Origin of the sequence: Klebsiella sp., from assembly GCF_027492335.1 — a bacterium.
Taxonomy (GTDB): Bacteria; Pseudomonadota; Gammaproteobacteria; order Enterobacterales; family Enterobacteriaceae; genus Klebsiella; species Klebsiella huaxiensis.
In genome coordinates this window covers 87,873-114,701 of the sequence record NZ_JAPUEW010000099.1, presented here as the reverse complement: position 1 = coordinate 114,701, position 26,829 = coordinate 87,873, and the positions used below count along the sequence as shown (strand labels likewise).

The window sequence follows — 26,829 nt, the reverse complement described above, 5'->3', positions numbered from 1 at the left end:
ATTTAACTGAAAACACTTTCCTGGTTTTCAATGACAACGCAAAAAGCATTGTTCTGAATGGTCGATAATAACAAAGACATCATTGTCATTAATTCTTAAAGATAAACCCGAGATTCTTCGGATTAAAATCTATACTGCACCAGCGATCTTTTGGATGTTGTTTAGTTTTTTAATGTGCCTTCGGCACGTAACGTTAAGTAAAATTTAATACAAAAATATTAAGTGCATTCGGGATATCGTTCTCTCATACACTTTCGATCATTTTAAAATGGGTACACTGGAACCGTCTGCTTCAATATACCCTTTACTGCTATCTTGTGAACCTGTCTACTCGGGCTTAGACCGTCATCGTTGTCGCAAGTTCAAAAAATTTCAGAAAATTATTAATCGCGCAAAATGACATTTGCAGCAGCAGGACCTTTGGCGCCATTCTCGATAGAGAAATCAACTTTCTGCCCTTCAAATAAGGTTTTGAAACCATCACCCTGAAGTGCAGAAAAATGTACAAAGACATCCTTACTGCCATCCAGTGGAGAAATAAAACCAAAACCTTTGCTTTCATTAAACCATTTTACTAAACCAGTCATCTTCTCAGACATAAATATTACCTCAATAATCAACGCCTTACGGCGAAAAAGTTCGCATCACAGAATTTAATTAATAACGATAAGGAGGCTCGAAAAAAGGATTATCTACGGATAACGCTTGAGATGAGAACTGCTTTACTAAACCGCATTATTTTTAGGTCTGTGTACCAAACCAACCACCTATTGATCGCACAGATAACAATTGATAGCAAGCTTTATTTTTATAGAAACTCTGGTCAGCTGGCAATATTGCGCCAACTACGGTTCGCATTCCCTCTTCTACCAGGCTATATCTTAGACACCTTAATTCACATGGGAGTAGTTATGATGAGCAAGAAAATTCTAATGCTGGTCGGCGATTATGCTGAGGACTACGAAACGATGGTGCCATTTCAGGCATTGCAGATGATTGGCCATCAGGTTGATGCAGTCTGCCCTGACAAAATCACAGGCGACTACATTATGACCGCAATCCATGATTTTGACGGTGCCCAGACTTATAGCGAGAAGCCTGGTCATCGTTTTATTCTCAACGCCAATTTCAGCGCAGCGAAGGAGCAGGATTATGACGCTCTGCTGATCCCCGGTGGACGCGCGCCTGAATACCTGCGATTGAATGATGAAGTACTCAAACTGGTACAGGCATTTGACGCTGCACGTAAACCGATTGCCGCAGTTTGCCACGGTCCCCAACTGCTGGCTGCCGCAGGGATCCTAAAAGGACGCACCTGCAGCGCCTATCCGGCCTGTGCACCGGAAGTACGGCTCAGTGGAGGTCATTATGCCGACATCGGCATCGATCAGGCGCACGTCGATGGCAATTTGGTCACCGCCCCAGCCTGGCCAGCGCACCCGCAATGGCTGGCGAAATTTGCCGAATTATTGCAGCAGTAACGCTACAGCCCTCCTGATGAATAAAACGAACATGGCCAGGTGACGACAAGAGATAATCAGAAAAGGCGGGCTGGCGCTGAAAACAGCGCCAGTTGCGGGTTTTACGGTGGTGCACTTATCAGTGCTTCAGATTGCTGACAAAGTGCAGCTGGCTGGAATTGCCCAGTGGCGGCTAGCGCCTTACCGGGCCTACGAAAAATGCACAATTTATTGATATTGTGGGTTTTGTAGGCCGGGCAAGGCGTCAGCCGACGCCCGGCAGAAACGCGAGCACAATCTTTAAACCTGGTTTGTCATCAGTGCTTCTCGATATACATCGTGCGGCTGTATGCCACGTCTTCCGGATTGGTTATCGGATATCCTTTCAGCCACGGTTTAATCAGACGCCCGTTGGTGTATTGATAAATCGGCGCGATAGGCGCTTTCGCCATAATGATTTTTTCCGCTGCGTTGTAATCATCGTTGCGCGCTTTTTCTGAGTTTTCCAACGCTGCCTGGGTCAGGATCTTGTCATAGGCCGGATCGTTAAAGCGCGAAATATTGCCGCTATGGGTTGAGGTCAGTAGCGACAAGAATGTCGATGGTTCATTGTAATCCCCTACCCACGAGGCGCGGATCACATCGAAATTGCCGGTATTTCGACTGTCGATATAGGTCTTCCACTCCTGATTTTGCAGCTTCACGTCAACGCCAAGATTTTTCTTCCACATCGACGCCACCGCAATAGCGATTTTCTGATGATTTTCCGAGGTGTTATACAGCAGAGTCAGCTTCAGCGGGCGGTTTGGGCCGTAGCCCGCCGCCTGCAGCAGCGCTTTCGCCTGAGCATTCAGCTCGGCCTGACTCATGCTCTCAATTTGCACCGGCTGCGGAGTGAAGCCTGCGGTGACATCCGGGGTAAAGCGCCAGGCCGGTTTCTCGCCGGTTCCCAGAATTTTCTCTGCCATCAGACGACGGTCAATCGTCATACTCAGCGCCAGGCGCACACGCTCATCGGCAGTTGGCCCTTTCTGCGTGTTAAACGCATAGTAATAAGTGCCAAGCTGCGGCGGGGTATAGACCTGTCCCGGAATATCCTTCAACAGCTTTTGATACAGGTTTTTTGGGAATGACTCGGTGATATCAATATCGCCCGCCAGATAGCGCTTGGTCGCCGCCGACTCCTGGTTGATCGGCACAAACGTAACCTGCTGAATAACCGTTTTGGCGTTATCCCAATAGTGCGTATTGGGAACCACCACCAGCTTTTCATTCACCACGCGATCTTTTAAAACATACGCGCCGTTACCGACCAGATTACCCGGGCGCGTCCAGTTATCACCGCTTTCCACATTGGCTTTCTGCACAGGATAAAAGGCGAAACTGGCCGTCAGATTGCTGAACCACGGCAGCGGTTTATCCAGTTGCACGCGCAGGGTCCGCGCATCCACCGCGGTGACGCCGAGGCTATCCGGCGCGGCTTTACCATCAATAATATTTTGCGCGTTGCTGATGCCCGCCAGTGCGGCAAACCAGGCGAACGGCGAAGTCGTTTTTGGGTCCACCAGCCGCCGCCAGCTATAGACAAAATCCTCTGCCGTCACCGGCGTGCCGTCGGACCAGCGGGCGTTGTCACGCAGGGTGAAGGTCCAGACGCGGTTATCATTGCTCTGCCAGCGAGTCGCCACGCCAGGAATCAGGTTGCCTTTCGCGTCCTGATTGACTAAACCTTCAAAGAGATCGCGGATCACCTGAATTTCGGGCAGGCCAACGGCTTTAGCGGGATCTAATGTGGCAGGCTCATCTTTAATGTGCCGCACCAGCACCTGTTTTTCGGCTAATACGGTGCCAGGCGGGACATCAGCCGCCCAGGAAAGAGAGGAAACGCTGGCTAACCACAGCGCGCCGCATGTCAATGTGACAGGATACTTCATAAGATCCCCTTTAAAATAAAAAAACCAGAGCTGGCAGTGCGATAATTATTTGTTTCATCACCTGAAATTGCAAACAGCTTGTGGTAGAAAATTGACATATATGCTGATTTCTCGATCGCAGGAAACTGTTTGATTCCGGGACGGTTTTACACAACACTGCTCAAAATAACCTGATAACAGGATGCCCTATGCCCGTTTCTCGTCCTCGCCCTCAACGCGGCGCTTTTCCGCCGGGAACCCAGCGCTACGGCCAGTCTCATCTCGGCGCACCGCTGCTGTGGTTCCCTGCACCGCTGGCCGATAGCCGCAGCGGTTTAATTCTTGCCGGCACCCACGGCGATGAAAACTCATCAATCGTCACCCTCTCCTGCGCGTTACGCACGCTCAAACCGGAGTTGCGCCGTCATCACGTGGTGCTGGCGGTGAATCCCGACGGCTGTCAGCTAGGATTACGCGCCAACGCACGTGGTATCGACCTGAACCGAAATTTTCCGGCGGCGAACTGGAAGGAAGGCGAAACGGTTTACCGCTGGAACAGCGCGGCAGAGCAGCGTGATGTGGTTCTGCTCACTGGCGAAAAACCCGGTTCAGAGCCAGAAACCCAGGCGCTGTGCGAACTGATCCACCAGACCCATCCCGCCTGGGTCGTTTCATTTCACGATCCGCTGGCCTGCATTGAAGATCCCGGCCACAGCGAGCTGGGACGCTGGCTCGCCGATGCCTTTACTTTGCCGCTGGTGGGCAGCGTAGGCTATGAAACGCCCGGCTCCTTTGGCAGCTGGTGCGCCGATATCGGCCTGCCGTGCATTACCGCCGAATTTCCGCCGATATCCGCCGACGAGGCCACGGATAAATACCTGTCGGCAATGATTAACCTGCTGCACTGGCATCCTCAAAGATGAAGTACGCCGGTGCTGAAATGCAGCGCCGGCTCAACATCGACCGCCAGCCAGGTTGGGCCATCAAGATCGGCAAAACGGGCCATCGGCACCAGCGGCAACGCGGCGCTAATGGCTCGCGAGGTACACAACATACAGCCCAGCATCCGTGCAAATCCCTGTCGCTCCGCCTCCTCCGCCAACAGCAACGCTTCGGTCAGGCCGCCGGTCTTATCGAGTTTAATATTGACCATTTCGTAGCGACCACGTAACGCCGCGAGGCTGTCGCGGGTATGGCAGCTTTCATCAGCACAAACAGGCAACGGATGAATAAAATTCTCCAGCGCCGCATCGTCCCCCGCCGGAAGCGGCTGCTCCAGCATCGCCACGCCGATATCCGCCAAAAGCTGACAACGCTCAGCCAGACCATCGCTACGCCATGCCTCGTTAGCATCAACAATTAACGTCGCCTGCGGCACCGCTTCGCGAATCGCGATTAGCCGTTCGCTAATCAGATGATCATCAAGCTTCACTTTCAGCAACGTGGCCCCTTTCTCCCACAGCGCCGCCGCGCTGGCTGCCATCTGCTCAGGCGTACCAATGACCACCGTTTGCGCGGTGACCACCCGGTTAGGCAGCATGACGCCTGACTGCTGAGCAATGCTCTTCCCCGCACTGCGCGCTTGCCAATCCCAGAGCGCACAATCGACGGCATTACGCGCGGCTCCCGGGGGGAGCAGATTTTGGATCTGTTCACGCGAGATGCCGCGTTCAATCTGTTCGCCAATCGTCATAATCTGCGCCATCACCGAGGCGATGCTCTCACCGTAGCGGGGGTAAGGCGTGCATTCCCCCACGCCTTTCACGCCATTTTCTTCGATCTCCACCACCACCACTTTGGCCTCGCTGCGGCTGCCGCGGGCGATCACAAAAGGAGTATGTAACGGCCAGGCTTCTTCATAGACTCGCAGATTTCGCATTCCCTGAACCTCGCAGGTAAGTATTAAAAGGATTTGCCGTGCTGATGACTGATGTCATACACTAGCCGTGACGTTAACTATATGTAAACAGGAAGATAACCATGTCACAAACCGTGCATTTCCAGGGCAACCCCGTTTCTGTTCAAGGCGCCATTCCGCAGGCAGGCGCTAAAGCGCAGCCGTTTACGCTGGTCGCCAAAGATCTCTCTGACGTCGCGCTAAGCCAGTTCGCTGGCAAACGTAAAGTGCTGAACATTTTCCCGAGCATCGATACCGGCGTTTGCGCGGCATCGGTACGTAAATTTAACCAACTGGCGTCTGAACTGGACAACACCGTGGTGCTGTGCATTTCCGCCGACCTGCCGTTCGCCCAATCTCGCTTCTGCGGCGCTGAAGGCCTGAACAACGTTGTCACGCTGTCCACCCTGCGCGGCGCGCAGTTCCTGGCCGACTACGGTGTGGCTATCTCCGCAGGCCCGCTGGCCGGTCTGGCGGCGCGCGCTGTAGTCGTCATTGATGAAAACGACCAGGTTGTTTACAGCCAACTGGTGAATGAAATCACCGAAGAGCCGGACTACGACGCCGCTCTGGCCGCGCTGAAAGCGTAATCTCGCCGCTAAGCTACGTAAGCCCTCGGTTATCGGGGGCTTTTTTATTCCCGCTCAGCATAACGAGAGATAAAACGCGCAATCGCCGGACCGGTCAGCAAGATGGTGAACAGACGCAGCGTCTGCATCGCCATAATAAAAGACATATCCGCCCGCGTACCTGCAGCAATAATCGCCACCGTATCCAGCCCGCCGGGACTGGTTGCCAGATAAGCAGTCATAAAATCCAGCGGCAGAACCTGCGTTAACCCAAAAGCCATCAGCGCACACAACAGAATCAAGCCAATAATCGACGCCAGGATCTGCGGTAAGGTTTTCAGCGCCAGCAAGAAAATCTGTTTATTAAACTTTAGACCAACACTCCAGCCAATGGCGGCATAGGCCAACGCCAACAGCCATTCAGGGAGTTCGAGTACTAACCAGCCCTCTCCCTGCACCAGCGCGCCGAGCAACATCGGACAGAGCATCGCCCCCGACGGAAATCGCAACCGCAGACCCAACCACCCTGCCGCCGCGGTCAATAATAGCGTGAGCGGAAGCTGCCAGCTTATCGAAGGGAACCAGATAACCTGTTGAGTCATCCCCTGGGCATCGCCACCAAGGGCGACGCGAACGACCAGCGCCGCGGCTCCGGCGACGAACAGCACCCGCAGGTACTGCATTAACGCCACCAGCCGAACATCGGCACCGTAATCCTGAGCCATAACCACCATAGCCGACGCGCCGCCCGGCGAACTTCCCCACGCACCGGTGGCACCAGGTAACGCGCTATAACGCACCAGCAACCATCCCGCCAGCGCGCTAATGGCGAGCGTGGAAAAAAGAATCAGCAGCACCAGAGCCCAGTTTGCCAACAGAACGCCGAAGATCGAGGGCGTGAGGCTGCGGGCAATCATGCAGCCAATAATCGCCTGGGCAGCAATAAAAAACGGGCGGGGTACGCGAATTTCTGCGCCGCGAAGGCTAAGAGTAATCCCGGCAATCATCGGCCCCAGCAGCAGCGCTGCGGGGAGATGAAACCAGAACAGAACAAAGGAGAGCGCACCGGAGAGCGCCAGCAATTTCATCCACTGAAAGAAGTGACTACGCGAAATCCACATGCGTATTCCTGAGAGAAAAAGAGTAAAAGCGGAGTATATACAAGATCATATTCGGGAATGAATCCTCCCGTAGCAAAAAAAACCGGCTGCACGGGCAGCCGGTGGTAAAGATTACTCGTCGCCTTTTTTCTGGCTTAAACCATATTCGCGTAGCTTATTCGCTATCGCGGTATGCGAGACGCCAAGGCGTTTAGCCAGTTTACGCGTGCTGGGGAAGTTGCGATAAAGCTGGGTGAGCACAGAGCGCTCAAAGCGGCGAGTGATGTCATCCAGCGAACCTTCCATCGCTTCTTCGCCCACAGGCAAGGAGGCCACATCGTGATCCGGTAACAGGATATCCTGCGGACGCAGTTCAAACCCATCCAGCTGCGTCAGCGCGCGATAAACCGCGTTCTTGAGCTGGCGCACGTTGCCCGGCCAGCTATAACGCGTCAATACGCTATTCAAATCCGCAGAGAGTTTAGGACGCGGGATCCCCTGCTCATCGGCAAAGCGCGCCACGAACAGTTCGGTCAACGGCATGATATCCTGCGGGCAGTCGCGCAGCGGCGGCAGATACAGGGTCAGAACGTTGAGACGATAATAGAGATCTTCACGGAAAAGTCCTTTCTGCACCAGCTCCACCAGGTTTTTCTGGGTGGCGCAGATCACGCGTACGTCGACGTGAACCTCATGATCTTCACCAACGCGGCGGAAGGTACCATCGTTGAGGAAACGCAGCAATTTAGTCTGCATTCTCGGCGACATCTCACCGATCTCATCCAGCAGCACCGAGCCGCCGGTCGCCTGCTCGAAGAAGCCTTTTTTACCCTGAATCGCATCGCCAAACAGCTCGCTTTCCACCGCGTCTTCCGGAATAGAGCCGCAGTTCAGCGCCAGATAGGGTTTTCCTGCTCGCGGGCTGGCCAGATGACAGGCTTGAGCCAGCAGATCTTTGCCGGTACCGGTATCGCCAACGATCAGCAGCGGCGCGCTAAGCATTGCCAGCTTGCGGGCCTGCTCCACGACATGGCGCATTTTTGGACCCACGGCGAGGATCTGACTAAAGGCGCTGGTATCCTGAATGGTCATGGTTTGCAGCTGTCGGCCCATGCGGACCGTCGAACGCAGCATTGCCACCGCACCGGTGAGCACTCGTTCGCCGTGCTCACCTTCCAGATAGACCGGGGTGATTTCCAGCAGGAAATTCTGTCCGTTAACCACAACATGCTCAGCATGCGATTCCTGCGGGCTATTTTCCAGCCAGCGCTGCACGTTAAAATCGGTAATGAGCTGGGCGACCGGATGGCTGCGTAGCTTGTCCTGGCTCTGGGCAAACAGCTGACAGCTGGCCGGGTTAGCCAGTTCAACTTTCCCCCTGGTGTCCAGAGACAGCACCGGTTCCGGCATCGCCACCAGCAGTGCGCTAAGTGCGAGATGTTCACGTTCTGATGGCATCCACGGCACGGTACGCACGTCGGTCACTCCAGCAATACGGCGAATTTCCGCCATCAGGCTGCTGAAGTTGGCAAACTCCAGTTCGGCGAAATTAAGGTAAATTCGGCCAATAGGGTCGATATCGATACCGCGCAGATCGATACCCCGCAGCACCAATAAATCGAGTAATTCACGGGTCAGACCAAGACGGTCTTCACAAAAGACTTCAAGACGCATAGGAGTTTTCACCCTAAAAAGGCCAATGACGGATGAATAATAGGACAGTTATTTGCTGGCGTGAAGATAGCTGTCAACAATTATTGACAGTATGGCGGAAAAATGGCCTTTCCGCCGTAAAGTTATACGTTCAGAGCGGGCACACGACCAAAATAGTTCAGGCGAGTCACCGCCCTCAAACCGGCAAGGTACCTTATGCTGGTTTGAGGGCAGCATCATCGAGCCGCTCCGTTAACGCAAAATATCGACCACTCCCGTTCTTCCGTTCACCCTGACCCGCATCCCATTCTCCAGCAGCGTCATGACCCCGCGCACGCTCATCACTGCCGGAAGCTGCAACTCCCGCGCGGTGACCGCTCCATGTGACAACGGTCCGCCGCTTTCGGTGATCACTCCGCTCGCGCGGTAAAACAGCGAGGTCCATGCAGGATTAGTCGTACGAGCCACCAGAATCGCGCCTTTGGGAAACGCGGCAAACTCCTCCGGCCCATGAACCAAAAAGACCTCACCTTCCACCTCGCCAGGGCTGCCAGCCATCCCCTGTAATCCCTCACCCTGCGGCAACTCGGGGATCGCATCATCTTCGCCAAGATTCCATGACGGACTGCGCTGTTTCGCCGCCTGCCAGGCAGACTTATTGGCGTGCACCTGCGCGGTCAGATCTTCGAAAGCGTTCTGTGCCACCGCAGCGTCAAGATCGGCGAATGACGCGAAATAGAGATCATCCGCTTCTTGCAGAATACCCGCCGCCGTCAGCCGCTCCCCCATCTCGCGCACGCCGCTGCGGAACGGCAGCGTCAGACGCGTGGTCTGATAATGCTCAAGGTCGTCCAGCCAGGTATAAACGCGCGCCAGGCGAGTCACCTCTTCAACAAAGTAGCGCAGATCTTCCGGCACCTGAGCCAACCAGGCGTGCTGCGCCGCTGAAGCCGCCAGCTTGCCGTTAAGCGCCTGCACCGCCAAATCATCGTCCGGCAGCTCCACCAGCATTTTCAGCTGATCCAATACAATATGCGGCGCTTCAAGCCAGGTCGGATAATAAGCGTCGAAATCCAGCTCACGATGGCCGTGGCGTTGCAGGAACTGGTTGAAGTCGGTATCAAACGCAGGATACGCGCTAAGACGCGAAACAAGCGCCAGCGACGGGGTGTCGGCGAACTCCCGCAGCAGCTCAGGCTCGTTACGAACCTGCCGCGATAGCGCCCACAGTTCAGCGTTAACTTGCCCGGTTTTAGTCTCGGCGACCGACAGCAACAGATCGAACATCGATTTGGCCTCTGCCGCAGGCATCGACATTTGCAGGATCTGGTAGAGCACGGCATACAAGGTGCGCTGGGTCAGGGAAATAGCAATATTAGGCAGGAAATAACGTTTACCCGCATCGCGTACCCGCAACAGATAATCCCAGCACTGCGCCAGCGTGTAGCTAGCCAACGGCTCGCGCATCAACGCGCCGATTTCCAGCAGATAGGTATCCAGATCGCGCATCCAGCGGATCGGCAACTCCTGCACCCAGGCATAGCGCTTTGCCAGCGTCGGCAGAGCCGCTCGCAGCTGCTCCAGCGAACTGATGCCGCCGGGCATTCTGCCAGCATACAGCTCCACCGCATTCTGGTTGCCATAGACATAGCACTCTTTTACCGCGAACCATTTACCCCCAAAACCAGGCAGGCCCATCAGGGAAAAAGAGAAGTTGAGCGATTCATGGAAACCTTCCTCTACCAGATCCCAGGTCAACGGCGTTACCGCGTTAGGGAAGCGTTCAGCGGATTCATCGCGCGTCCAGCGTTCCGGCACGAACGTGACCGGACGGGATTGCAGCAGATAGAACGAAGCGCCGGAAAATGCCCATTCAATATCCTGGGGAAAACCAAAAAACGCCTGCGCCTGCCGGGCGACGCTCGCCACCGTCAGACACTGTTCATCGCTAAGCGAACTCTGCGATTGCCGGGATACGGGCAGGACCACATCATGTACGCCCTGGCTATTTTTCAGCAAAATCGTTGTTTTTTGTCCGATACTACGTTCCGTGACTTCTCCCTGCGGCATGGCAACACGGTATTCATCCACCTCCCGCTCGCCGCCAACGACGCTCTCGCCTAATCCAAAGCAAGCGTTAATCAACACTTGCTCCAGCTCGCCGCGTACCGGATCGATGGAAAAGGCCACACCGGCCGCATCGCTTTCCGTCATCTCCACCATCTGCTGGATCACCACCGCCATCGCGGCGTCGAGGTGAGCGAGTTGTAGATGCGCGCGATAACGCATAGCGTGTTCATGCCATAATGAAGCGTAGCATTCACGCACCGCGTTGAGGATCGCATCAGCGCCGCGCATATTGAGCAAGGTATCGTGCTGTCCGGCGAAAGCCGCGCCGGGCAAATCTTCAAACGTCGCTGAAGAGCGCACGGCAACGTTCCAGTCCTTCGCCCCAAGTTCATCCAGCCGTTGCGTTACCGCCGTGCGTAGCGTTTCCGGCAAAGCTTGTCGACGAATAAGCGTCTGAATTTCGCGGCTGCATATGCCGAAATCGTCATATTGTTGCAGTAGAGTCTGGATTTGCTCTCTTAGCGGCGCCAGAAACAGCTGGTAAGCAGAAGCCGACACAATCAGACCGGGCGGCACCGGCAGGCCCCCTGCGGTCAGACGCGCGAGGTTGGCGCCCTTCCCCCCGCTCAGCGTCACTTCGCTGGCGTGCGGATCGTGAAAGGTAAAAATCATCGAGTCTTCCGTTCGCATTATGCTTTCCTTATCATGTTGTTACGGCTGGAGAAGCCGCAGCGGCGCAGCCATACCAGCACCAAAAACGCCAGCAGAGCACCAAAAATCAGATCGATACCGTAGTGATAGCGCAGATAGAGCGTCGCCAGAATCAACCCCGCCACCAGCGGCGACAGCAACAGCGCGCAAAGATAGCGACGCTGTAAAAGCAGATAACCAAACACATAGAGGCTAATGCCGCAGTGCAGGCTGGGAAAAACGTCCATACCCGTTCCTCCACTCGCCACCAGCGAAACCAGCAGCGTGGTCAGCGTGCCGCCTTGCGGCGGGTAGGAAAAAACGTCCGGAAAGGCAAGATAAGGCCCGGCGGCAGGCACCAGCAGATAGCCGATAAATCCAAAGAGATACATCAGCATCAGACCATAGAAGAAGCCACGGCTGGCAAGTTCATGGCGACGGAAAGCGCAAAACAGCACCGGCAGCAGAATAATGAAATAGAATGAGAGGTAGCACAGGCTCATTACCTCACTTAACCAGATCCTTTCCCAGCCCAGCAGCCGTTCAGTCAATCCGCTGCCGAATAGCCAACGATCGCCCGCCAGCAGCCTGGCGTCCATTGAGCGCGGCATTGCCAGCTGAATCGCCTTAAACAGAGGGAAAACCAGCCAACTGGCGGCAAACTGCAGTACGCCAATCCAGCTGCGCCAGCGCGACGACGACGAACACATCGATTGCAGCAACAGCAGCCAAACCACCACGCTGGCGATTACCGGCGCAATAAATTGGGGGTCACGCAGCTGCCAGGCGGAAAAAATCCCCAACCCGGAAATCAAGGCGATCAGGGCTAAATAGATCCCATACCCCGGACGGTTCCGGGAAGCCAAACCGACAAAATGGGTGTTCTTTATCAAGCTCAAACGTTTTCCTCCACCCAAACAGAACGTTGCCGCCACCCCAGGTAAGCCGCTGTATAAAGCAGCCACAGCCAGGGAAAGAGAATACCCAGCACAATCAAACAGGGCAGCCACAGCAGCGAGGCGGCAAAACCGCTCGCCAGACGAAAAAACGCCACCGTATTGCGTCCGTCGGCCTGTCTGCCAACCCACCAGGCGCAAAGCAGTACCGGAAAAAGCACCAGCACAAACGGTAGTTGCAGCGCGCAGGCCCAAATGTTTCTTTGCCGATGCCGCTTATCAGATGGTTTTTCAGCATGTATTCCGCTTGCCGCTCGTTTAAAAGCCAATGCCCAGGGTTCGCTATGCTGCTGGTGGGCATAGCCTTCGGCGTCCGCCATGGTCGCCTCGCTGACGCAGTTGACCGAAACCTGATTCAACGCATTATTCACACATTCACTGATTTCCGTTTCCCAGGCTTCCTGGGACTTATCTTCCCGCGCAGGAAATACCAGCGCTTCGCCAACCAGCAGCTCGACCCGCGACCCAAAGCGATCAGGAACCTGGTAGAAACTCCCTACCGGGATCACCCGAAAGCGCTGGCCTTCCTGCAACAGTCGGCGAATGATTTTCACGGTTCCCGGCTGATAAGGCTGTGGTGCATAGCTCCATTCGCTGGTGCCTTCCGGAAAGATAACCAGACTGCCGCCCTGCTTTATATGGACAATAGCGTGCAGCACCGGGTTTCCCGCCTGCGTCCGGCTAAAACCGTAGCGAACACGATCCTTGTCGCGCACAACCGGAATGCCGGTAAATAACAGGCGCAAAAAACGCGCTCGCAGCAGTTGAACGGAGACAAGAAACTGGCCATGCGGCAACAGTGGGCTAACCACCCACCCGTCAGTCGCCCCGTTACGGTGGCTGGCAAGCAAAATCGTGGGAATAGCGTCGTCCAGCGGTAAAACACGGTGGCCACGTTCGTCAATAAAGTCGATCGAAGCGTAGTAGAAATGGCTCAATAGCCTGGCGATAAAGCGATACCAGCGCGGCAACGCTCTTCCCGGAGTGAATCGCAGCCAGGGAGGATTACGTTTTTCCATAACGTGTGGTTGTCATCATGTCCTTGTTTAACATTTCCGCACAATAGACGCTTCGTTAAGGGATTACAATGAGCAGTTTGGGGGCATCATCGCCCCCTCAGAATTACTGTGGGTGAAAAGTGGACATCAGCTTCCGGTTATGTTCGATAACCTCATCCAGCGCCTGTTCAAGCTTCTCACCGCTGGCGATCAGCGGGTTCAGCACCAGCGCGCGCCAGGCGGTATGCCGGTTACCGGTTATCGCCACTTCGATGGTCAGGCGTTCGAAAGACTTCATCAGTTGTAGCAGGCGCAGCGTATCTTCCGGGAATGATGCCACGTTCAGCGGCTGCGGGCCGGAAGCGGTAATTAACGAACTCACTTCAACCGCACAGTCGTCCGGGCACAGGCGTTCCATATCTGCCGCAACCTCCAGAGCAATCGGGATTGTCCGGCAGGCATTGGCAAAACCGCCCAGCCCGTTGGTCTACTGGCCAATCAGGCCATATCTTAACGAGATGCGCTCTTCAATATCGACTAGCCGCAGCGCCTTAACCGGCATCTCAGCGCGCCGCTTAAGTAAAATGTGTGGTTGATGCCGCGCCTGTCGCGTTTTCAGGCACAGTGGCCGGGGTTGAATTCACAGTTTCACGTGCGGGCCGGAGTGACGGACTTTAACGAAGAGCGTGTGGACCTGGCTATTTACTACGGCGCGACCCAGTATCCCGATCTGTATCAAGAGCGGCTGATGAGTGAGAACCTGCTCTTGCCTTTAGCGAGTGGTTAAGAAGGAGTGTGGTCAGGATCAATACCCGGTGGCGCTGCGCTGACCGGGCTACAAGTCAACAGCCGTCTGCGGGCCGGTAGCCCGGACAGGCGCGTCAAGCGCCGCCTCCGGGAAAGCAGCCGTCTGCGGGCCGGGAAGCCCGCAAAAACTGCTATTTCTCCGGACTATTTTTACTCTTCTGCAATGTCTCTTTTAACTGACCAATCAGTTCACGGCGAAAATCCCCCAGCCGCGGCTTATCATCAGCGATCCACGGCAGCGGGCGGCACAACTCCATGGCCTTAATCCCCAGCCGCGCGGTCAGCAGTCCGGCACCAATGCCCTGGGCCGCGCGCGCCGACAGCCTGGCCGCCAGATCCTGCGACATCCAGTCCATACCCACTTCCCGCACCAGCTCGCTGGCCCCGGCAAAAGCGATATTCAACAGCACCAGACGGAACAGGCGCAGACGGCTGTAGTAACCCAGTTCAATGCCGTACAGCGTGGCGATGCGGTTGATCAGGCGTAAGTTACGCCAGGCGATAAACGCCATATCCACCAGCGCCAGCGGACTGACGGCAATCATCAGCGTCGACTCCGCCGCCGAGCGGCTGATTTCGCGCCGTGCCTGAGCATCAAGCACCGGTTGCACGATCTGCGCATACAGGCTGACCACTTCGCGATCGTTCTGCGTCTCGTGGATCGCCGCATACCAGCGCTGTAGCGCCGGATGCGATTGATCCAGCCCCGCCTGCTGCGCGAGTTTTTCACAAAACGCACGCCCTTTGCCAACTGCATGGCTGTGCATCAAATCCCGCGCCTCATCGCGCTCATGTGCACGTTGACGCAGCCGTCGTAGACGCCGCCATTCGGTCGCGACTGAACCGACGCCAGCGCCAATAATCAGCGCCCCGGCAGCGCAGCCGCCAAGCGCGATCCAGTCCTGCGTCTGCCAGGCGGTCATTGTCCACTGCACGCCCTGCGCGACCACGCTCACGCCGAAAATAGTCAACCCGGCGCTGACCATTTTCCGCCACAGGCTACGTTTGGGCCGCAGAACCGATTCAACAACCGCCTCCGCCGCTCCCTCTTCTTCTTCCACGACATCAAGGCGCGCCGGAGCAAACTTCCCGGCATCCACGTCATCAAAAGCGCGGGCAGATTTGAGAATTTGCGCCTTTTCCGCTTCCAGCGGGCCGTCGAAATCGATACGCGGTTTTAACGGTTCGGTCATCGCAACTTATCTCCAATTAAAAATTCCAGCGCCGCATCGAGGCGAATATGCGGCAGCGGCTTATCAACATCCATCACCTGCGGACGGAAGTTTTCAAACTGGAAGCCCTGCTGTTCCCAGAATGCCTGGCCCGGCAGACGTGCGGGCACTTCGCCAGGATAGACGGTCAGCGGCTGGCCATCGCTCAACCGGTTACCCCGCAGCGCGGGGATCTTTTCGCCGTTCACCTCAATAAGCCCGCTCTGGGTCGCCTGAATAGACGCCAGCCCCAGGCAATCCATACTGATTCCCTCGAACGCCGCGTTTTGCCACGCGTCCTGAATCAGCTGTTGCAGCAGCGACACCATATTGCTGTGCTGATCGACGGTCACGTGATCGGCTTTGGTGGCCGCAAACAGCAGCTTATCGATAACTGGCGAGAACAAGCGGCGGAACAGCGTGCGCTGACCATAGTGAAAACTTTGCATCAGCTGCGTCAGCGCCAGGCGCATATCGTTGAACGCCTGTGGCCCGCTATTGAGCGGTTGCAGGCAGTCCACCAGCACAATTTGCCGATCGAAGCGCAGAAAATGGTCTTTATAGAAACCTTTGACGACTTTCTCGCAGTAGTATTTAAAACGCTCGCGCAACATTCCGGCATTGGTGTGTTTGTCCGCCTGGGCGAGCCTGGCCTCCCCGATAGCATCAACATCCGGCCAGGGGAAAAATTGCAGCGCAGGCGCGCCGGCCATTTCGCCGGGCAGCACAAAGCGCCCGGGCTGAATAAAGTGCATCCCTTCGCGTTTACAGGTGTGCAGATAATCGGTCCATGCGCTGGCAATCTCCGCCAGGCGAGTTTCATCGGCCGGAGCCAGCGGATCCAGCCCGTCACAAAGCTGCCGCCAACGCGTCGACCATTCTGCCCTCTGCCCTTGCAATAGCCCGGTCATCTGTCGTGACCAGGTGAGATAGTCCTGAGCCAGCATCGGTAGATCCAGCAGCCACTCACCGGGATAATCAACAATCTCCAGATACAGGGTCGACGTATCTTTAAAATGGCGTAGCAACGAATCGTTAGAGCGATAGCGCAGCGCCAGGCGGATTTCGCTGACGCCGCGGGTGGGCGTTGGCCAGACCGGCGGCTGACCATATAGCTGAGCCAGCCCTTCGTCATAGGTAAAGCGCGGAATACCAAAATCCCGCTGCGGTACGCGCTTGACGCCCAGCAGGCGTTCTTCTCTCGCCGCGCTGAGCAACGGTAATCGCGCCCCGGCGTGAATGTTCAGGAGCTGATTGACCAGCGCGGTGATAAAGGCGGTCTTGCCGCTGCGGCTAAGGCCGGTAACGGCCAGACGGAGATGCCGGTCAACCCCACGATTAACCAGCGCATTAAATTCAGTTTTGAGTCGCTTCATCGCCATCCTGTTGTGCCTGAAGAACGGGGGAAATAAGAGCCTATCCCAGTAGGCGTTATTGGCGCAGCCAGTTTGGGCACGGACAGCGCGGAGAAACCGGAGCGTACACGTAGTACGTGAGGATTTCGAGCACTGCCCAGGTCCAAAATGGCAAATGAAATAGTCCTAATGGGAAAGACTCTAAACATGAGGGCTAACTTGCTAATTATCAATGGAATGCAATAGCCCCGCAGCAACGGGGCTGAAGATTACTTGCTGATGCTTTTTGGCATATCTATCTGATTAAGGCCACCCGCATTAACCACCTGAGTGTAGCCCATCTCGGTCAGCAGCTGCTGGGCCTGACCCGATTGTCGCCCAACGTTGCAATAAACTTTAATGGTATCGTTTTTATCCGGAACTTCGCTCGCAATCCGCGTTTTTATATCAGCCAGCGGGATGTTAATCGCCCCTTCGACGTGTTCTTTTTGATACTGCTGCGGAACGCGAACATCTATCCAATGCTCCGCCGCAGACACTGGTAAGGCGACAGCCAGAGCTAAACCCAGAAGTAGTTTTCGTAGCATTTTATCATCCTGATATGTTGAGTTTTTAGGCACTCATAACATACGCCATCCGCGACGTTTAGAAAACCGCAGCGCTGCCCGGCTAAGCATCGGTTCCAGAACAAGCATCAGCAGCATTTTCAGCGGCCGACGGGCGACAGATTTAACCGCCCAACCAGCAACGCCGGCCGGACCATAACGCAGCACGGTCAGCAGAACCAGCTTGCCCGCGAATTTCAGGCCTGGCTTCACTTTTTGTCCTGCCTGTTGCCATTTCATGTTCATCATTAACCTCACGTTCAGTTACAGCTGGCGAAAACGACTGCGCAGCGAAAAGGTATCGGAGGTGACGTAACGTTCCATTTCACGCAAACGACGCTCTCCCGCCGCCAGTTCCTTATCTGCGGCAGCCAACAGCTCTCCACTGCTCGGCATTTTTTCACCATTCAGTTCGCTTTCCGGCATCGGATCCAACACGAATGAGAGAATAATGTAGGCCACGACCACAAACAGAAACAGGCCAAAAATCATTGCCAGTACGGTAATCAGGCGCACCAGCTTCACCGGCACGTCCAGATACTCCGCAATACCAGCGCAAACGCCTTTCACCATGCCCTGCTGCGGAATGCGCCACAGTTTTTTACTCAGATCCAGTCCGCCCATTATTTCTCTCTCCAGTTCGGGTGCTCAGCATCAAGGATGGCTTCCAGCGCCTGAATACGCTCGCGCATCCGCTTAGCGTCATCGGTCAGCTGCAGCAGACGCTGCTGTTCGTTCTGCGATAAGCTACCGTTGGCGGTACGGTTGTTGTAATGCAGCCAGAGCCAGACCGGCAAAACAAACAGCACAAACAACGTTAAAGGGATGGCGAGAAAAAGCATGCTCATATCAACTCCTTGCAGATGGCGGCGGCACGTCTCGGTGCCGCCCGAATACAATTACTGGTTATTTTGATTCATTTTGGCTTTTAACGCCGCCAGCTGCTCGCTGATTTCATCGTCCGCTTTCAGGTCGGCGAACTGCTGATCCAACGATTTATCTTTACCGAAACGGTGGCTCTCCGCTTCTGCTTCCATATGGTCAATACGGCGCTCGAACGATTCAAAACGCGCCATCGCCTCATCAATTTTGCCGCTATCCAGCTGACGGCGAACGTCGCGGGAAGAGCTTGCTGCCTGATGACGCAGCATCAGCGCCTGCTGACGAGCACGGGTTTCGCTGAGTTTGTTTTCCAGCTCGCCAATCTCTTTTTTCATCCGCGACAGGGTTTCATCAACCAATTGCGCTTCGTGCTCCAGACTACCGATAAGATCGGTCAGCTTCTGTTTTTCGATCAGTGCTGCGCGGGCCAGGTCGTCTTTCTCTTTACGTAACGCCAGTTCAGCTTTGTCCTGCCATTCCGCCTGTTGAGCAACGGCCTGCTCAATACGACGGCTCAGCTGTTTCTTTTCAGCCAGCGCGCGCGCCGAGGTCGAACGGACTTCAACCAGCGTGTCCTCCATCTCCTGAATCATCAGTCGAACCAGCTTCTGCGGGTCTTCCGCTTTCTCCAGCAGGGAGTTGATGTTGGCATTCACGATGTCGGCAAAACGAGAAAAAATACCCATAATTTCAATCCTCATAGTTCTTGGTGTCAGGCATTGGCCTGTGCAATGATTAATACAAATGGCGTGCCAACTTTTTATCTCATTGATTTTAAAAGATGAGGTTGTTATCTGTGCAGTGGATTGCTAAAGTGATTTGGTGAATCACACTACTAAATGGCGAAATTCATCATGGCGGAATACAAGGACAACCTGCTCGGCGAAGCCAACAGCTTTCTTGAGGTGCTGGAGCAGGTCTCACGGCTGGCACCTCTGGATAAACCAGTGCTGGTGATTGGCGAACGCGGTACAGGTAAAGAGCTTATCGCCAGCCGCCTGCACTTTCTCTCTTCCCGCTGGCAGGGGCCGTTTATTTCGCTTAATTGCGCCGCGCTCAATGAAAATCTACTCGACTCCGAGCTGTTCGGCCACGAGGCCGGGGCGTTTACCGGCGCCAGCAAGCGCCATCCGGGGCGTTTTGAACGTGCCGATGGCGGCACCCTGTTTCTTGATGAACTGGCAACCGCGCCGATGTTGGTGCAGGAAAAACTGCTGCGGGTAATTGAATATGGCGAGCTGGAGCGCGTTGGCGGCAGCCAGCCGCTACAGGTTAACGTTCGCCTGGTGTGCGCAACCAATGCCGACCTGCCGCTGATGGTAGAAGAAGGACTGTTTCGCGCCGACCTTCTCGACAGGCTGGCCTTTGATGTGGTGCAACTGCCGCCTCTGCGCGAGCGGCACAGCGATATCATGCTGCTCGCCAGGCAGTTTGCTATCCAGATGTGCCGCGAGCTCGGGCTGCCGCTGTTTCCCGGCTTTAGCGATCGGGCGACGGAAACGCTGCAAAACTACCGCTGGCCGGGAAATATTCGCGAATTGAAAAACGTGGTTGAGCGCTCGGTCTACCGCCATGGCAGCAGCGACAGCGAGCTGGATAACATCATCATTAACCCCTTTCACCAACGGCAAACCTCACCGGTCGTCACAGAAAAAAATAACGCCGGGCCTGCGCTGCCGCTCGATTTGCGTAGCTTCCAGCACGAGCAAGAAAAGAGTCTGCTGGAGATGAGCCTGGAGCAGGCAAAGTACAATCAGAAACAGGCAGCGGAATTGCTCGGTCTCACCTACCACCAGCTGCGGGCGTTGCTTAAGAAGCACCAGCTCTAAACCGAACGCAGGATTAGAAAAATAAGTGACGCCGTCACCAATAACCTGTCCCATTAGGGCTATCTTATTTGCCAGTTTGGCCCTGGGCAGTGCTCAGACAATACTCACAAAGTTTTGAACGCCCTTCAGGGCGGCCCGAAGGGTGAGCGTAGCGAATCATCCTCACGTACTACGTGTACGCTCCGGTTCTTGCGCGCTGTCCGTGTCCAAACTGCCTGCAACGATTACGCCTACTGGGATAGGCTCTAAATTATTGATGAATCAATGGTTAATTATTTGTAACTAGCAAGATAATTCAATGTGAATTATCATCTGCGCCATCATTATTCAACAGACTGAAAATACAGATGATTCCGGTTAACTCCTCGACGCTTAGCCGCTATGCCGCGCACGTCAGCTTGATCCATACCATGAAGGGTCATAAAGCTCCTGCGCTGTCGGTAATGATGATCTTTTCAGACCTGTGTATCCGTTCAACCGAGGATTCCTATCGCCTGCAAGGCTGGGAAATTACGCAGAAAAAAAGTGGTCTGGTACTGCGAACCTATGTTGCCACCCATCACGACGGCGGTGAGTTGGAAATTACCCCCAAAGATTATATCGCGCGATATAACCAACTCCTTCCGCTGTAGCCCTCCTTGTCCAGCCGCTGTGGAAACACGGCTAACTGGAGAAACCGCTAATAAAAAGATACCATGTGGCAAAAATCAGGGTGCCCGCGCCCCGTGGGACATATGAATCTCTTTTCATAATACCTTCGCTCGCCTGACGCCAAACGCAGGGTGATTTAAGAGGTATACTCGAAGTTAATAAGCGGTTTAAATTTGAATTAGTTGGCCAAATAACCAACGCAACCATCGCTTACATTATCTCCATGAGCAATTAAGGTGGTGGTAAATGTTATTTAATATTAATAAGATAGAGCCTTGCTCTGTAATCAAAAAGATACTATGCGCCTGAAATTGTCATCTCTCCTGGCAGCCGTCTCCATGCTGTGCGGACAGGCCTTTGCCGCGCCAGCGCTGCCTGCTCACGCTGATATCCGTGATAGCGGCTTTGTTTATTGCGTCAGCGGTCAGGTCAATACTTTTAATCCGCAAAAGGTCAGCAGCGGACTGATTGTCGACACGCTGGCCGCCCAGCTCTACGACCGCCTGCTTGATGTCGACCCTTATACTTACCGTCTGGTGCCTGAGCTAGCGGAAAGCTGGGAAGTACTGGATAACGGCGCGACCTACCGTTTCCATCTGCGCAACAACGTACCATTCCAGACGACCGCCTGGTTCAAGCCGACCCGCAACTTTAATGCCGATGACGTTATTTTCACCTTTGGGCGCATTTTTAACCGCGACCATCCGTGGCACAACGTTAACGGCAGCAGCTTCCCCTATTTCGACAGCCTGCAGTTCGCTGACAGCGTTGAAAGCGTACGTAAGCTGGATAACCAGACCGTCGAGTTTCGCTTGAAACGCCCGGACGCCTCGTTCCTTTGGCACCTGGCGACCCACTACGCCTCAGTCATGTCGGCGGAATATGCCGCGAAGCTGGCGCAGGGCGATCGTCAGGAGCTGATTGACCGCCAGCCGGTCGGCACCGGTCCGTTCCAGTTGGAAGAGTATCGAAGTGGCCAGTACATCCGGCTACAGCGCCATTCAGCCTACTGGCGCGGCACGCCGTTGATGCCGCAGGTTGTCGTCGACCTCGGTTCTGGCGGGACAGGTCGCCTGTCGAAATTGCTCACCGGCGAGTGCGACGTGCTGGCCTGGCCCGCGGCCAGCCAGCTCTCAATTTTGCGTGACGATCCGCGACTGCGTTTGACCCTGCGTCCAGGGATGAATATCGCCTGGCTGGCGTTTAATACTGCGAAACCACCGCTCGATAACCCGGAAGTTCGTCATGCACTGGCGCTGGCGATTAATAACCAGCGTCTGATGCAATCGATCTACTACGGCACGGCGGAAACCGCGGCGTCGATGCTGCCACGCGCCTCCTGGGCCTACGATAATGACGCCAAGATTACCGAATACAATCCAGCGAAAGCGCGCGCCCAACTGAAAGCGCTGGGGCTGGAAAAGCTAACCCTTAAACTGTGGGTGCCAACCAGTTCGCAAGCCTGGAACCCCAGCCCGCTGAAAACCGCCGAGCTTATTCAGGCGGATATGGCGCAGATTGGTGTAAAAGTGATTATCGTGCCGGTTGAAGGTCGCTTCCAGGAGGCAAGATTGATGGATATGAACCACGATCTAACGCTCTCTGGCTGGGCAACGGACAGCAACGATCCGGACAGTTTTTTCCGCCCGCTGCTGAGCTGTGCGGCGATTACCTCGCAAACCAACTACGCTCACTGGTGTAACCGCGAGTTCGATGAAGTGCTGCAAAAAGCGCTGACCTCGCAGCAGCTGGCATCGCGTATTGAAGCCTATAAAGAGGCGCAGCACATTCTCGCCAACGAACTGCCAGTACTGCCGTTGGCTTCTTCGCTGCGTTTACAGGCTTACCGTTACGATATGAGAGGCCTGGTGCTGAGCCCGTTTGGCAATGCTTCCTTTGCGGGCGTCTCGCGCGAGAAAGAAGACGAGGTGAAAAAACCATGATTATTTTTACCCTGCGCCGCTTCCTGCTGCTGCTGATTACGCTCTTTCTGCTAACCTTCGTCGGCTTTAGTCTGAGCTATTTCACGCCGCACGCCCCGCTACAGGGCGCTTCGCTGTGGAACGCCTGGTTGTTCTGGTTTGAAGGGGTACTGCACTGGGATTTCGGCGTCTCCAGCATCAACGGTCAACTGATCTCCGAGCAGCTCAAAGAGGTTTTCCCGGCCACCATGGAGTTGTGCATCCTCGCCTTCGGCTTCGCGCTGTTGGTCGGCATTCCCGTCGGTATGCTGGCAGGGATTATGCGTAACAAATGGCCGGACACCCTGATTAGCGCCCTGGCGCTGATGGGCTTTTCTATTCCTGTCTTCTGGCTGGCGCTGCTGCTGACCCTGTTCTTCTCCCTGACGTTAGGCTGGTTCCCGGTTTCAGGGCGCTTCGATCTGCTATATGAAGTCAAGACAGTCACCGGTTTTGCGCTGATTGACGCCTGGCTTTCTGATTCGCCGTGGCGTCATGAAATGATCGTCAGTGCCGCGCGTCATATGGTGCTGCCAGTGCTCACCCTGGCGGTAGCGCCGACTACCGAAGTGATCCGCCTGATGCGTATCAGCACCAGCGAAGTTTACGACACAAACTATGTCAAAGCCGCTGCGACTCGCGGCGTTTCACGGCGCACCATTTTGCACCGTCACGTGCTACACAACGCCCTGCCGCCAGTGATCCCGCGTCTGGGATTACAGTTTTCCACCATGCTGACGCTGGCGATGATTACCGAAATGGTCTTTAGCTGGCCAGGTCTTGGCCGCTGGCTGATCAACGCCATTCGTCAACAGGATTACGCGGCGATTTCGGCGGGAGTGATGGTCATTGGCGCGCTAGTGATCATTGTGAACGTGATATCCGATATTTTGGGTGCTATGGCTAACCCACTGAAACATAAGGAATGGTATGCCCTACGATAGCGTTTATCTGGAAAAGCGCCCGCCCGGCGCGCTGCGCACCGTATGGCGAAAATTTTATGGCGATACGACCGCGATGGTGGGTCTGTACGGCTGCTCGGCGTTAGTGCTGTTATGCGTTTTCGGCAGTTGGTTCGCTCCGTATGGCATTGACCAGCAATTTCTTGGCTATCAGCTATTGCCGCCGTCGTGGTCGCGCTACGGCGAAGTCTCATTCTTCCTTGGCACGGACGATCTTGGCCGTGACGTCCTCAGCCGACTGCTAAGCGGGGCGGCACCAACGGTAGGTGGCGCGTTTGTGGTGACCCTTGGCGCAACCCTGCTGGGTCTGGTGCTGGGCGTGATTGCTGGCTCTACCCATGGCCTGCGCTCAGCCATCATGAACCATATCCTCGACACTCTGCTGTCGATCCCATCCCTGCTGTTGGCGATTATCGTCGTCGCCTTTGCCGGGCCGCACCTCAGCCACGCCATGTTCGCCGTCTGGCTGGCGCTGCTGCCGCGTATGGTACGTTCGGTTTACAGCATGGTACATGACGAGCTGGAAAAAGAGTACGTCATTGCCGCGCGCCTCGACGGAGCATCGACGCTGAATATTTTATGGTTTGCAGTGCTGCCGAATATTACCTCCGGCCTGGTCACCGAGATCACCCGGGCGCTGTCGATGGCGATTCTGGATATTGCCGCGCTGGGATTCCTTGACCTCGGTGCTCAACTCCCCTCTCCGGAGTGGGGAGCGATGCTCGGCGACGCGCTGGAGCTGATTTACGTCGCGCCGTGGACGGTAATGCTGCCAGGCGGAGCAATTATGCTAAGCGTCCTGCTGGTTAACCTGCTGGGCGACGGGATCCGCCGTGCAATTATCGCGGGGGTGGAATAATGCCGTTACTCGATATCCGCAATTTAACCATCGAATTCAAGACTAACGAAGGCTGGGTTAAAGCCGTCGATCGCGTCAGCCTGACTCTCGCTGAGGGCGAAATCCGCGGCCTGGTCGGAGAATCTGGGTCGGGAAAAAGCTTAATCGCCAAAGCTATTTGCGGCGTCACCAAAGATAACTGGCGCGTGACCGCTGACCGTATGCGCTTCGATGATATCGACCTGCTGCGCCTCTCGAACCGTGAACGCCGTAAGCTGGTGGGCCACAACGTATCGATGATTTTTCAGGAGCCGCAATCCTGTCTTGATCCTTCCGAACGTATCGGCCAGCAGTTGAAGCAAAATATCCCCGGCTGGACCTTTAAAGGTCGCTGGTGGCAACGCCTGGGCTGGCGAAAACGTCGCGTCATCGAGCTGTTACACCGCGTGGGGATTAAAGATCATAAAGACACCATGCGCAGCTTTCCCTACGAACTCACTGACGGCGAGTGCCAGAAGGTGATGATTGCTATCGCGCTGGCAAACCAGCCGCGGTTGCTGATTGCCGATGAGCCAACCAACGCCATGGAACCGACGACCCAGGCGCAAATCATCCGCCTGCTGACGCGGCTCAACCAGAACAACAACACCACCATTTTGCTGATCAGTCACGATATGCAGATGCTCAGTAAATGGGCGGACAAAATTAACGTCATGTACTGCGGGCAGACGGTAGAGAGCGCTCCCAGCGAAGAGCTGGTGACCATCCCTCATCACCCGTATACCCAGGCGCTGATTCGCGCAATCCCGGATTTCGGTAGCGCCTTGCCGCATAAGAGCAGGCTCAACACCATGCCGGGGGCGATCCCATTGCTTGAACAATTACCGATCGGCTGCCGCCTCGGCCCACGTTGCCCCTATGCCCAGCGCGAATGCATCGAAACGCCCCGGCTGGTGGGCGTGCGTAACCATCTCTACGCCTGTCATTTCCCGCTGAACATGGAGAAAGAGTGAAATGGTCGAAACATTGCTTGAAGTGCGCAATCTGAGTAAGACCTTTCGCTATCGTACCGGATGGTTTCATCGACAAACCGTGGACGCGGTCAAGCCGCTGAGCTTTACCCTGCGTGAACGCCAGACTCTGGCAATTATTGGCGAGAATGGCTCAGGGAAATCAACGCTGGCGAAAATGCTTGCCGGTATGGTCGAACCCAGCACCGGCGAACTGCTGATTGATGACCATCAGCTGGAGTTCGGCGATTACTCTTATCGTAGCCAACAGATTCGTATGATCTTTCAGGATCCGTCGACTTCGCTCAACCCACGGCAGCGAATTTCTCAAATTCTCGATTTTCCGCTGCGTCTGAATACTGACCTCGAGCCTGAAGCGCGGCAAAAGCAGATTATCGAAACGCTCCGTATGGTCGGGTTACTGCCAGACCATGTGAGTTACTATCCGCATATGCTGGCGCCAGGGCAAAAACAGCGCCTCGGTTTGGCGCGGGCGCTGATTCTGCGCCCGAAGGTGATTATTTGCGATGAGGCGCTGGCGTCGTTGGATATGTCGATGCGTTCACAGTTAATCAATCTGATGCTGGAGTTACAGGAGAAACAGGGTATCTCCTATATCTACGTCACCCAGCATCTGGGGATGATGAAACATATCAGCGATCAGGTTTTAGTGATGCATCAGGGGGAAGTGGTCGAACGTGGCAGCACCGCCGATGTACTGGCCTCACCGCTACATGACCTGACCAAACGTCTTATCGCCGGGCATTTTGGCGAGGCGCTCACGGCCGACGCCTGGCGTAAAGACGGCAAATAATCCGAGGCGCACATTACGATGATTATTCCGGTTCAGTTTTCCTCTTTACCCGTGACGCCGTGGAAAAACGGCGGCGGCGAAACTCGCGAAATTGTCAGTCTCCCCTCGCCTGATGCGCCTTTTATCTGGCGCGCCAGTATTGCCACCCTGAGTAATGATGGGCCGTTTTCCCTCTTTCCTGAGGTTGACCGGGTAATTACCCTTCTTGAAGGGCAGCCGCTGTGGCTGCACGGCGACAACATCGCGCAGCGCCTTGAATTATGGCAACCGTGGGCTTTTGCCGGAGAATGGCCCCTCGTCAGCGAAGGCATTTCCGGACGCGGCCTGGATTTCAATATCATGACTCAGCGCTCGCGCGCCGCCGCGCAGGTCACGGTTGTCGCAGAGCAACAGCAGCCCGGTGCGGAAGGTATCGCCTGGGTGCTGCAAGGTCGCTGGCAGCTGGCTGGCAAGACCTGTACAGCAGGCTCAGGGATCTGGTGGCACGGCGAGTCGCCGGGAGAGCTGCTCCCGCAATCAGCGGATGCCCGGCTTTTGCTGGCCGAGATTGAACGCCGCTAACAACGGATGTCTGTTATAGCAGAAGGTATACTCTTTT

At 55.3% G+C, this 26,829-nt stretch carries 26 protein-coding genes and 2 pseudogenes; 12 read left to right on the top strand and 16 right to left on the bottom strand.

The window, feature by feature from the left end; translation table 11 throughout:
• Positions 1–383: 383 nt before the first annotated feature.
• On the bottom strand, positions 384–599 hold the full coding sequence (gene cspE / locus QVF11_RS27830; protein WP_110273456.1) for a transcription antiterminator/RNA stability regulator CspE: 216 nt from the start codon (positions 597–599) through the stop codon (positions 384–386).
• Between the two features lie 315 nt (positions 600–914).
• Between cspE and QVF11_RS27825 the strand changes: the two genes are divergently transcribed.
• The gene (locus QVF11_RS27825) at positions 915–1,481 is read left to right on the top strand and encodes a DJ-1/PfpI family protein (RefSeq protein ID WP_142514320.1); all 567 of its coding nucleotides are present in this window, start codon (positions 915–917) and stop codon (positions 1,479–1,481) included.
• Between the two features lie 296 nt (positions 1,482–1,777).
• Here QVF11_RS27825 and QVF11_RS27820 read toward each other — a convergent pair whose 3' ends face one another.
• Positions 1,778–3,394, bottom strand: a complete 1,617-nt coding sequence (locus tag QVF11_RS27820) for a peptide ABC transporter substrate-binding protein (protein WP_112216506.1) — start codon at positions 3,392–3,394, stop codon at positions 1,778–1,780.
• Positions 3,395–3,582: 188 nt separating this feature from the next.
• On the opposite strand from QVF11_RS27820, the gene mpaA reads away from it, so the two are divergent.
• Positions 3,583–4,296, top strand: coding sequence for a murein tripeptide amidase MpaA (mpaA, locus tag QVF11_RS27810; RefSeq protein WP_110273467.1), 714 nt, complete (start codon positions 3,583–3,585; stop codon positions 4,294–4,296).
• Here mpaA and ycjG read toward each other — a convergent pair.
• Positions 4,287–5,252, bottom strand: a complete 966-nt coding sequence (ycjG, locus tag QVF11_RS27805) for an L-Ala-D/L-Glu epimerase (protein ID WP_142514256.1) — start codon at positions 5,250–5,252, stop codon at positions 4,287–4,289. The two genes, mpaA and ycjG, sit on opposite strands and share 10 nt — an antisense overlap.
• Positions 5,253–5,353: 101 nt before the next feature.
• Between ycjG and tpx the strand changes: the two genes are divergently transcribed.
• Positions 5,354–5,860, top strand: coding sequence for a thiol peroxidase (tpx, locus tag QVF11_RS27800; protein WP_287861001.1), 507 nt, complete (start codon positions 5,354–5,356; stop codon positions 5,858–5,860).
• Positions 5,861–5,904: 44 nt separating this feature from the next.
• Here the strand turns inward: tpx and QVF11_RS27795 are convergent, their stop codons facing one another.
• From QVF11_RS27795 to QVF11_RS27770, 6 genes and pseudogenes are all read right to left on the bottom strand, one after another.
• Positions 5,905–6,960, bottom strand: a complete 1,056-nt coding sequence (locus QVF11_RS27795) for an AbrB family transcriptional regulator (protein ID WP_167492779.1) — start codon at positions 6,958–6,960, stop codon at positions 5,905–5,907.
• Positions 6,961–7,071: 111 nt separating this feature from the next.
• On the bottom strand, positions 7,072–8,613 hold the full coding sequence (gene tyrR, locus QVF11_RS27790) for a transcriptional regulator TyrR (RefSeq protein WP_110273470.1): 1,542 nt from the start codon (positions 8,611–8,613) through the stop codon (positions 7,072–7,074).
• A 231-nt stretch (positions 8,614–8,844) separates the two neighbouring features.
• On the bottom strand, positions 8,845–11,352 hold the full coding sequence (locus QVF11_RS27785) for a PEP/pyruvate-binding domain-containing protein (RefSeq protein WP_287860998.1): 2,508 nt from the start codon (positions 11,350–11,352) through the stop codon (positions 8,845–8,847).
• A complete protein-coding gene (locus QVF11_RS27780; RefSeq protein WP_287860996.1) occupies positions 11,352–12,251 on the bottom strand; it encodes a phosphatase PAP2 family protein in 900 nt (299 codons plus the stop codon). Before QVF11_RS27780 ends, QVF11_RS27785 begins: the two co-directional genes overlap by 1 nt.
• Positions 12,248–13,327 (bottom strand): lysophospholipid acyltransferase family protein, encoded by a 1,080-nt coding sequence (locus QVF11_RS27775; protein WP_287860994.1) that lies wholly within the window; start codon positions 13,325–13,327, stop codon positions 12,248–12,250. The genes QVF11_RS27780 and QVF11_RS27775 overlap by 4 nt, the downstream gene beginning before the upstream one ends.
• Before the next feature lie 103 nt (positions 13,328–13,430).
• Positions 13,431–13,709 (bottom strand): annotated as a pseudogene (locus QVF11_RS27770) (family 4 glycosyl hydrolase); the annotation flags it as partial.
• Positions 13,710–13,889: 180 nt separating this feature from the next.
• Here QVF11_RS27770 and QVF11_RS27765 point away from each other — a divergent pair.
• A pseudogene (locus tag QVF11_RS27765) lies at positions 13,890–14,072 on the top strand (LysR substrate-binding domain-containing protein); the annotation flags it as partial.
• 172 nt (positions 14,073–14,244) lie between these two features.
• Here the strand turns inward: QVF11_RS27765 and QVF11_RS27760 are convergent.
• The 7 genes from QVF11_RS27760 to pspA all read right to left on the bottom strand — a co-directional run bounded on the left by QVF11_RS27760 (position 14,245) and on the right by pspA (position 18,852).
• Positions 14,245–15,306 carry a YcjF family protein gene (locus tag QVF11_RS27760; RefSeq protein ID WP_142514250.1) on the bottom strand — a complete coding sequence of 354 codons (1,062 nt, stop codon included), beginning with the start codon at positions 15,304–15,306 and terminating at the stop codon, positions 14,245–14,247.
• Positions 15,303–16,700: a YcjX family GTP-binding protein gene (locus QVF11_RS27755; RefSeq protein ID WP_142514249.1), complete on the bottom strand. Its 1,398-nt coding sequence runs from the start codon at positions 16,698–16,700 to the stop codon at positions 15,303–15,305. Before QVF11_RS27755 ends, QVF11_RS27760 begins: the two co-directional genes overlap by 4 nt.
• A 248-nt stretch (positions 16,701–16,948) precedes the next feature.
• Positions 16,949–17,266, bottom strand: a complete 318-nt coding sequence (pspE, locus tag QVF11_RS27750; protein ID WP_287860991.1) for a thiosulfate sulfurtransferase PspE — start codon at positions 17,264–17,266, stop codon at positions 16,949–16,951.
• 33 nt (positions 17,267–17,299) lie between these two features.
• The gene (pspD, locus tag QVF11_RS27745) at positions 17,300–17,530 is read right to left on the bottom strand and encodes a phage shock protein PspD (RefSeq protein ID WP_142514318.1); all 231 of its coding nucleotides are present in this window, start codon (positions 17,528–17,530) and stop codon (positions 17,300–17,302) included.
• 18 nt (positions 17,531–17,548) lie between these two features.
• The gene (gene pspC, locus QVF11_RS27740) at positions 17,549–17,908 is read right to left on the bottom strand and encodes an envelope stress response membrane protein PspC (protein WP_287860989.1); all 360 of its coding nucleotides are present in this window, start codon (positions 17,906–17,908) and stop codon (positions 17,549–17,551) included.
• A complete protein-coding gene (gene pspB, locus QVF11_RS27735; RefSeq protein ID WP_139538003.1) occupies positions 17,908–18,132 on the bottom strand; it encodes an envelope stress response membrane protein PspB in 225 nt (74 codons plus the stop codon). The genes pspC and pspB overlap by 1 nt, the downstream gene beginning before the upstream one ends.
• Positions 18,133–18,183: 51 nt before the next feature.
• Positions 18,184–18,852 (bottom strand): phage shock protein PspA, encoded by a 669-nt coding sequence (gene pspA, locus QVF11_RS27730; RefSeq protein ID WP_287860986.1) that lies wholly within the window; start codon positions 18,850–18,852, stop codon positions 18,184–18,186.
• Between the two features lie 153 nt (positions 18,853–19,005).
• Here pspA and pspF point away from each other — a divergent pair, with 153 nt between their 5' ends.
• From pspF to QVF11_RS27690, 8 genes are all read left to right on the top strand, one after another.
• Positions 19,006–19,995, top strand: a complete 990-nt coding sequence (pspF, locus tag QVF11_RS27725) for a phage shock protein operon transcriptional activator (RefSeq protein WP_287860984.1) — start codon at positions 19,006–19,008, stop codon at positions 19,993–19,995.
• Between the two features lie 347 nt (positions 19,996–20,342).
• Entirely contained in the window at positions 20,343–20,627 is a 285-nt protein-coding gene (locus QVF11_RS27720; protein WP_287860982.1) for a hypothetical protein, read from the top strand.
• Between the two features lie 318 nt (positions 20,628–20,945).
• Positions 20,946–22,589 carry an ABC transporter substrate-binding protein SapA gene (sapA, locus tag QVF11_RS27715; RefSeq protein WP_287860980.1) on the top strand — a complete coding sequence of 548 codons (1,644 nt, stop codon included), beginning with the start codon at positions 20,946–20,948 and terminating at the stop codon, positions 22,587–22,589.
• On the top strand, positions 22,586–23,551 hold the full coding sequence (sapB, locus tag QVF11_RS27710; RefSeq protein ID WP_112216495.1) for a putrescine export ABC transporter permease SapB: 966 nt from the start codon (positions 22,586–22,588) through the stop codon (positions 23,549–23,551). Before sapA ends, sapB begins: the two co-directional genes overlap by 4 nt.
• A complete protein-coding gene (gene sapC, locus QVF11_RS27705; protein WP_287860978.1) occupies positions 23,538–24,428 on the top strand; it encodes a putrescine export ABC transporter permease SapC in 891 nt (296 codons plus the stop codon). Before sapB ends, sapC begins: the two co-directional genes overlap by 14 nt.
• Positions 24,428–25,420 (top strand): putrescine export ABC transporter ATP-binding protein SapD, encoded by a 993-nt coding sequence (gene sapD, locus QVF11_RS27700; RefSeq protein ID WP_110273483.1) that lies wholly within the window; start codon positions 24,428–24,430, stop codon positions 25,418–25,420. The genes sapC and sapD overlap by 1 nt, the downstream gene beginning before the upstream one ends.
• Before the next feature lies 1 nt (position 25,421).
• Complete coding sequence (sapF, locus tag QVF11_RS27695; RefSeq protein WP_110273484.1) at positions 25,422–26,231, top strand: putrescine export ABC transporter ATP-binding protein SapF; 810 nt, start codon at positions 25,422–25,424, stop codon at positions 26,229–26,231.
• Between the two features lie 18 nt (positions 26,232–26,249).
• The gene (locus tag QVF11_RS27690; RefSeq protein WP_112216492.1) at positions 26,250–26,792 is read left to right on the top strand and encodes a HutD/Ves family protein; all 543 of its coding nucleotides are present in this window, start codon (positions 26,250–26,252) and stop codon (positions 26,790–26,792) included.
• Positions 26,793–26,829: the final 37 nt, after the last annotated feature.